This is a genomic window from Saccharopolyspora oryzae, from assembly GCF_027853915.1.
In the GTDB taxonomy this organism is placed as follows: domain Bacteria; phylum Actinomycetota; class Actinomycetes; order Mycobacteriales; family Pseudonocardiaceae; genus Saccharopolyspora; species Saccharopolyspora oryzae.
Map to the genome: position 1 here is coordinate 38,180 of NZ_JAQGLA010000063.1, position 7,219 is coordinate 45,398.

At 71.1% G+C, this 7,219-nt stretch carries 8 protein-coding genes and 1 pseudogene; 7 read left to right on the forward strand and 2 right to left on the reverse strand.

What is annotated here, in order from left to right:
- Nucleotides 1–68 precede the first annotated feature (68 nt).
- Nucleotides 69–743 (forward strand): haloacid dehalogenase type II, encoded by a 675-nt coding sequence (locus tag OU415_RS27845; RefSeq protein ID WP_270952268.1) that lies wholly within the window; start codon nt 69–71, stop codon nt 741–743.
- A 4-nt stretch (nt 744–747) separates the two neighbouring features.
- Here the strand turns inward: OU415_RS27845 and OU415_RS27850 are convergent, their stop codons facing one another.
- On the reverse strand, nt 748–1,059 hold the full coding sequence (locus tag OU415_RS27850) for an ArsR/SmtB family transcription factor (protein WP_270952269.1): 312 nt from the start codon (nt 1,057–1,059) through the stop codon (nt 748–750).
- Nucleotides 1,060–1,157: 98 nt separating this feature from the next.
- Between OU415_RS27850 and OU415_RS27855 the strand changes: the two genes are divergently transcribed.
- The 3 genes from OU415_RS27855 to OU415_RS27865 all read left to right on the forward strand — a co-directional run bounded on the left by OU415_RS27855 (nt 1,158) and on the right by OU415_RS27865 (nt 3,478).
- Complete coding sequence (locus tag OU415_RS27855) at nt 1,158–1,700, forward strand: ABC transporter substrate-binding protein (protein WP_270952270.1); 543 nt, start codon at nt 1,158–1,160, stop codon at nt 1,698–1,700.
- Entirely contained in the window at nt 1,697–2,512 is an 816-nt protein-coding gene (locus OU415_RS27860; protein WP_270952271.1) for an isocitrate lyase/PEP mutase family protein, read from the forward strand. The genes OU415_RS27855 and OU415_RS27860 overlap by 4 nt, the downstream gene beginning before the upstream one ends.
- Nucleotides 2,513–2,647: 135 nt before the next feature.
- On the forward strand, nt 2,648–3,478 hold the full coding sequence (locus OU415_RS27865) for a GNAT family N-acetyltransferase (protein WP_270952272.1): 831 nt from the start codon (nt 2,648–2,650) through the stop codon (nt 3,476–3,478).
- On the opposite strand, the gene OU415_RS27870 is transcribed toward OU415_RS27865, so the two are convergent.
- Nucleotides 3,479–4,963, reverse strand: coding sequence for a bifunctional phosphatase PAP2/diacylglycerol kinase family protein (locus OU415_RS27870; protein ID WP_270952273.1), 1,485 nt, complete (start codon nt 4,961–4,963; stop codon nt 3,479–3,481).
- 307 nt (nt 4,964–5,270) lie between these two features.
- Between OU415_RS27870 and OU415_RS27875 the strand changes: the two genes are divergently transcribed.
- The 3 genes and pseudogenes from OU415_RS27875 to OU415_RS27885 form a co-directional block, all read left to right on the forward strand.
- Entirely contained in the window at nt 5,271–5,486 is a 216-nt protein-coding gene (locus OU415_RS27875; RefSeq protein ID WP_270952274.1) for a ferredoxin, read from the forward strand.
- Entirely contained in the window at nt 5,483–6,829 is a 1,347-nt protein-coding gene (locus OU415_RS27880; RefSeq protein WP_270952275.1) for an NAD(P)/FAD-dependent oxidoreductase, read from the forward strand. Before OU415_RS27875 ends, OU415_RS27880 begins: the two co-directional genes overlap by 4 nt.
- 17 nt (nt 6,830–6,846) lie before the next feature.
- Nucleotides 6,847–7,219 (forward strand): annotated as a pseudogene (locus tag OU415_RS27885) (cytochrome P450); the annotation flags it as partial.

Here is a 7,219-nt window from a genome sequence, read left to right on the forward strand (position 1 = left end):
ATCTTGACCGGTGACGCGACGTGGTGGCAACCTCGTCACCGGTTCAACTGGTGACGCGAAGGGGAGCTATGGACGACATCGAGGTCATCGTCTTCGACGTCCTGGGCACGCTGGTGGACGAACCCAGTGGGCTCCGGGCGGGAATTCGCGAAGTGGCACCGCATTTCGACGACGTCGACGAGCTGGTCGCGCTGTGGTCGCGGCACGTCGAGGTCGAGCAGCAGCGCATCGGGCAAGGACGGCGTGCGTACGCCAATTCCGAGGTCATCGACCGAGAAGCAGCTCAGCTGGTGGCGGACCGCGCCGGGCTCGCCGATCCGGCGGCCGTTGTCCGGCTGGCCACGTCGGAGCAACGGCTACCTGCCTGGGACGACTCCGTCGCCGGGCTCGAGCGGCTCGCTCGGAAGTACCCCGTGATCGGGCTCTCCAACGCGAGCCGCGCTGCCCTCCTGCGGCTCAACGCGCATGCCGGATTGCGCTGGCACCAAGCCTTGTCCACGGAATCCGCCTCGGCCTACAAGCCTGCGCCGGAGGTCTACCAGCTCGCCATCGACGCTGCCGGATGCCCGCCGGAACGCGTGCTCATGGTCGCCGCCCACGCCTGGGACCTCCGAGGGGCGCAAGCCCGGGGCATGCGGACCGCTTACGTCCAGCGTCCGGTCGGTGATCCGCCGACCAGCTCCGACACCTTCGACGGGTACTTCAACGGACTGGACGAGCTGGTCGCGGCCGTGACTGCATAAGCACTCACGACCCGTCCTCGCTGGCGTCGAGGTGCCGTTCGAGCGCGTCGAGCCGTTCCGACCACAGCGCGCGGTACGGGGCCAGCCATTCGTCGAGTTCGCTGAGCGCTTCGGGGCGGAGCTCGTACCAGCGGCGTTGGGCATCCACGCGCACCTGCACGAGCCCGGTCTCGCGCAGCACGCGCAGGTGCTTGGACGCGGCGGGCTGGGGGAGGCTGAGCTGCTCGGCGACCTCGCCGGCCAGGCGGGGGCGCTCCAGCAGCAGGTCCAGGATCTGCCGCCGGATCGGCTGCGCGAGTGCTCCGAAAACCGACACCCCCGAAGTATGCCAACTGGGGAAAATAGGCGCTAGGTCGGCAGATCGAGGGCTGAATGCTGCCAGCGACTGTCGGTGGTGCGTGGCAGGTTCGGGGCGTGGACGAGAGGTCGCCCCTGATCGGGGCAGGTTCGGCGTGGGTCGGCGAGTTCTCCGAACCGGCGCCGCACACCGCTGCTGAGCTCGCTGCCGTGGTCGATCTGCTGGGGCGGGCTCGGACGGTCGTGATCGGCCGCAGTCGCTATGAGGCGTCCCGAGCTGCGGCGGAGGCGTTCGCGGCTGCCTGGCCGGAAGTGGGCGGCACCGTTCTGGCCACAGTGGACTGGCCCGAGGAGGCCGCGTCCTGGTTGCGGCCGGCGCGGCGGATGACCGCCGATGCGCCCGATGCGTGGGTGGTGGCCGCTGCTCCGCTCGGCTTCGCGCAGCTGGCCCGGCGATTGCGGCACAGCACCGAGTGGGAGCCGAGCCGGACGGTCGCCTTCGCCTCGCTGCAGGACTCCAGGTTGCCCGCGCTCGCCGACGGGTACGTCCTGGACGGAATGCGCGGTGCGACGGCGGACGGCGGGACATGGGTGGTGCGCGGCCGTTGGGTCAGCACGACTTCCTACGAGCCCGGAATTGCTGCGGGAGGAGAACGATGACGGTCGACGCGAAGGTGACGGAGAAGGCCCTGCGCCTGCGGGAGTTGGGTGCGAGCACGCTGGTGCTGCCCAACGCCTGGGACGCCGGTAGCGCGGCAGTCATCGCGGCGGCGGGTGCGCCGGTGATCGCGACGACCAGCGGCGGTGTTGCCTGGTCGGTGGGGCGTTCGGACGGCCAGGGAGCCACGCGCGAGGAGATGGTCGCAGCCGCGGCGCGGATCGTTGCCGCGGTGGACGTGCCGGTCACGTTCGACGCCGAAGGCGGCTACGGCGACATCACCGCGACGGTGACCGGCCTGATCGGTGCCGGAGTCGTGGGGATCAACCTGGAGGACTCCAAGGCGGACGGCACCCTGCACCCGGTCGAGGAGCAGGCGGCCCGGATCGCCGAGGCCCGGGCGGCATCGGTGGCGGCGGGCCTGCCGGAACTGGTGATCAACGCGCGTACGGACGTGTACCTGTTCGGCATCGGCGAGGAGAGCGGCCGGCTGGCCGATGTGGAGGCCCGCGCGGCGGCGTACGCGGAGGCCGGGGCGGACAGCATCTTCGTACCCGGGCTGCTCGACCTGGACACCCTGGCTCAACTCGCGGCAGGCCCGCTCCCGGTGAACGCGATGGCAGTCCCGGGCGGCCCTGCGGTCGCGGACCTGGTCAAGGCCGGGGTGCGGCGGATCAGCGTCGGAACCGGAGTGGCTCAGGCCGCCTACACCGCAGCCCGCAAGGCCACCCTGGAACTCCTGGGCGAAGGCACCTACACGTCGCTGGACGACGCCCTGGACTACGGCACCCTGAACGGCTTGTTCCCGAGGTAACGGCTCCGATCCCGCAAATTCAATGGAAATTGGACGTCCGATTTCCATTGAATTTGCGTTGCCAGCGGCTCGACAGGACACAGTGGACGCTGAAAATCGGGTGCGTCGTCGGGTTGGCTGTGGTGGGATCGCGCTGTGAGCGCGTCGTCCCGCATCGAGGAAGCCGATCTGCTGGTCCGCATGGAGCGGAACCTGGCCGAGCACGCTTGCCACCTGCATAGCGGGCTGGCGGGAGCGACGGTCACGAGGACGGATGACCTGCTGGTGGCCGACAGCGGCCTCGACGACGACACGTTCAACATCGTCGCGGCGGCCCGCTTCGCCCCCGATGTGGTCGAGGCCCGCATCAAGGAGACCGTCGAGGTGCTGGCCACCACCGGCCGCCCCTTCTCGTGGTGGGTGGGGCCGGCGTCGACTCCGGTGGACCTGCGCGCCCGTCTGGCGGATGCCGGTCTACCCGAGGCGGAACGCGAAACGGCGATGTGGGCGGACCTCGACGAGAGCCTCCCGCGGCCCGAGGTGGACGGGCTGGAGATCCGAACGGCGACCACGCCCGCCGAGCTCGCGGACTACGCGAAGGTGCTCGCGGCGAACTGGGATCCGCCCGCCGAGACCGTCCGCGACTTCTTCGCCCGAACCGCGGATCGAGCGCTGGCCGACGACTGCCCGTCCCGCTACTTGGTCGGCTACGCGGCAGGCCGTCCGGTCTGCTCGGCGGAGGTCTTCCTGAACGCCGGAGTCGCCGGGATCTACAACATCTGCACCCTGGCCACTCACCGTCGCCGCGGCTACGGCGGGGCCATGACTCTGGCGGTCCTGCACGCTTCCATCGAAGGCGGCCATCGCACGGCGGTGCTGCAGGCGTCGGCTGATGGGGAGCCCGTGTACCGGCGTTTGGGCTTCCGCGCCTGTGGCGAGTTCACCGAACACGCGGTGGCCCCTCGAACGGGAGCAGGGGTGCGGTGATCACTCCGCGGGGTGCTCCGGGCGGTACACGCGCAGCGCTTCGTCGTGCGCGGTGAAGTTGAACGTGCGTCCCGGCGGCATGACCTCGCCGTCGCAGGCCAGCGCCACTCGTTCGCCCAGCACCTCGACGTGCGCTGACTGCCGTTCCTGCTGGACGTAGGTGTGGCTGTTGAACAGGGCGCCGGTCAGCGCCGCGAAGGCGAAGCGGATGCGGGACAGCGGCAGGTCGGCGCGGACGTAGCGGATGTCGAGCATCCCGTCGTCCAGGTGCGGGCGCCACGTGGGTGCGAAGCCCTTCGGCTGGTAGCTGTTGGCGCCCACGAACAGCAGCCAGATCTTGCGGTGCGCACCGTCGATGCGGACCTCGATCGGTTCGGCCTCGGCCAGGACGCGCACCAGCGCCGCCGCCCCTGCGGGCCACTTGCCCCAGCGCTGCTCCCACTTCTCCCGCATGCGGACCATGTCCGGGTAGCCGCCCAGGCTGGCGGTGTTGACGAACCACCGCTCGGGCTCGCCGTCGACGCTGACCGCACCGAGATCGACGTGCACCGCCGAACCGGCGGTCAGCGCGCGGTCCGAGTCCTGCGCGCTCGTCACACCCACGTCGCGGGCGAAGTGGTTCAGCGTGCCGGACGGGACCACGGCGAGCGGTAGGCCGCGGACGCCGGCGACGGAGGCAGCAGCCGCCACGGTGCCATCGCCACCCGCGACGGCCAGTGCGCGGATGGTGTCGCCTGCGGCGTCGAGTTCGAGGTGCAGCTGCTCGACGAGGTCGCCACCGGGGTCCGGGTGCAGGACCTCGGCCCCCGGCCACAGGTCGGCCAGCGCGCTGGACGGATCGGAATCGCCGGACGAGGGGTTGATCAGCAGCCCGAGACCGTTCCCACCGGTCAGCGCGGCGACGCGCTCGCTCGGTCGAGCCAGCGCGGGAGTGGCGGGGCGGACCGGCCACCACCAGCGGGTCGCGAGCCCGATCCCGCAGCCGACTGCGGCCCCGACGGCGACATCGGTCGGCCAGTGCACCCCGGTGTGGACCCGCGAGTACGCCACCGCTGCCGCCACCGGCGCCACCGCCGCAGCGAGCAGCGGTGACTCCATGCACAGCGCCGTGGTGAACGCCGCGGCGGAGGCCGCATGCCCGGACGGGAACGACGACGAGGCTGGCGGGGACATGAGCCGTCGGTGCGCCGGGAGCAGGTCGGTGGCCGGGCGCCGTCGCGGTAGCAACTGCTTGGCCAGCAGGTTCGTCGTGGAGCTGGACGCTGCGATGGCCGCGACGCCGCGCAGCGCCGCCCGCCGGGTGGGGCCCTTGCGGAGCGCCAGTCCGCCGGCCAGCGCGAACCACAACTTGCTGTGGTTCGCCAGCGTGCTGAGGTTCCGCAACGCGGGGTCGGCAACGCTCTTCGGGAGCGCAGCGCACCGTCGCACGAGAGCGTGATCAAGGTCGGAGATCCGCCTGCGCGCTGTGCGGAGAGCCTGGAACATGCCTCACATGCTACGGATCGGACAGCGGAGCCAGGGCTCCGACGAGCGCTGATCTTTCGCGAGATCGGCCGCGCTCCACGGCGACCGGCCACTCAGGACGGATCGCAGCGGGCCGGTCGCCGCGACCACACCGGTTCTGCCGCTGTCCATTGTGGTCGGTGTTGTGCTCGCCGTTGTGGATGCGGGCCGTGGTTCGGTGGGAAATTTTCCGGCATCCCTTCGCGGACGTGCGGGTTCCCGGTGGTCATGCGGCGCGTTCCCGGGTCGGTGAGCATGGGGGGACGGCGGACTTCGAGGGGGCGGGGTCATGAGGATCAACGTTGATCTCAACCGGTGCCAGGCTTATGCGCAGTGCGCTTTCCTGGCTCCGGACGTGTTCCAGCTGCACGGTGAGGAAGCGCTGCTCTACCAGCCGAACGTCGACGAGGCTCGTCGGGAGGACGTGCTGCGGGCCGCGGCCGCTTGTCCTGTTCAGGCGATACTCGTGGACCGCGTCGACCTCGAGCGGGGCGAGCGGCGATGACCGGAATCGTCATCGTCGGTGCGTCGCTGGCCGGGTTGCGCGCGGCTGAACACCTGCGCGAGGAGGGGTTCGACGGTTCGCTCACGTTGATCGGGGACGAGCCGCACGAGCCCTACGACCGGCCGCCGCTGTCCAAGCAGGTCCTGCTGGGGAGGGTGCTGCCGGAGGACACCGCGCTGCCTCGACGGCGCGAGGTCGACGCCGAGTGGCGGCTCGGCGTCGCCGCGGCCGGGCTGGACCGGGATCGCAGGCGGGTGCAGCTGGCCGACGGTTCGGAAGTCGCGTACGACAAGCTGCTGATCGCCACTGGTGTGCGTTCGCGGCCGTGGCCCAATGACTCCGAAGCCGCCCTGGACGGGGTGTGCGTGCTGCGCACCAGTGACGACACGAGGCACTTGGAGCGCCTGCTGGCGCGCAGGCCCAATCGAGTGCTGATCATCGGCGCCGGGTTCACCGGGTCGGAGATCGCTTCCGCCTGCCGGGAAAGGGGTTTCGCCGTCACCGTCGCGGAGCGGGGCGAAACACCGTTGGTGGGAGCCCTCGGCGGTGTCGTCGGTGACGTGGCCGCGCGGTTGCAGCGCGAGCACGGGGTCGACCTGCGCTGCGGCGTCATGGTGACGTCGCTGGAAGGTGATCCGGCCGGGCGGCTCAAGCGCGCTCACCTGTCCGATGGTTCCGTGCTGGACGCCGACATCGCCGTCGTGGCGCTCGGCGCGGTGCGCAACACGGCCTGGCTGGACGGCTCGGGGTTGGCCGCGGGGCCTCGCGGTGTTGCCTGCGATGCCGGGTGCCGGGCCTTCGACGTGCACGGCATCGTCACCGACGACGTGTTCGCCGCGGGCGACGTCGCGCGCACCCCGCATCCGCTGTTCGGCTACCAGTTCCTCTCGCTGGAGCACTGGGGGAACGCCGTTGCGCAGGCCGAGATCGCCGCGCACAACATGATCAGTCCCGACTCCCGGCGGCTGCCGCACCTGTGGACGCCGTCGTTCTGGTCGTCGCAGTTCGGGGTGAACATCAAATCCGTCGGGGCGCCGTCGATGGGGGAGGAGATCGTGGTGACGCAGGGTTCGCTCACCGACCACAGCTTCGCCGCCGCCTACGGCTACCAGGGGCGGGTGATCGCCGCGGTCGGCTTCGACCACGGGAAGTGGATGGGCGGCTACCGCAGGCTGATCGAGCGCGCCGCCGCATTCCCGCCGGAGCTGCCCGGCACCCGGGGTGTGCGGCCGGTGCCGGCGCGGTTCCCGGACCCGGCGCTGCCCAGCCACGGGCCCACCGTCACCCTGACCGGCCACTCGCCCAGCGACAAGCGGGTCGTGTTCACCCCGTCCCGCGCTTGATCGACAGGAGCCGTCGCATGACTTCGACCAGCCCGGTGCAGCGGGTCACCGACCCGGCCGCGCGTCCCGACCCGTACCCGATCTACGCCGAACTCCGCCGGACGCCGGTGTTGCGCGACGAGAGCGGCGTCCACCTGGTCACCACCTACTGGGAGATCCGCGACCTGCTCCAGGACCCGCGGATCAGCTCCGACTCCCGCAACCTCGCGCCGGGCGCGAGCAACCTGCTCGCCGAGGCGGACGAGGCGACGCTGCCGCCCAGCTTCATCCGCCTCGACCCGCCCGAGCACGACCGGTTGCGGCGACTGGCGATGCGGCCGTTCGGCCCGCCGCACAGCCCGCGCCGCATCCACGACATGCACGGCGAGCTCACCGCGATCGTCACCGATC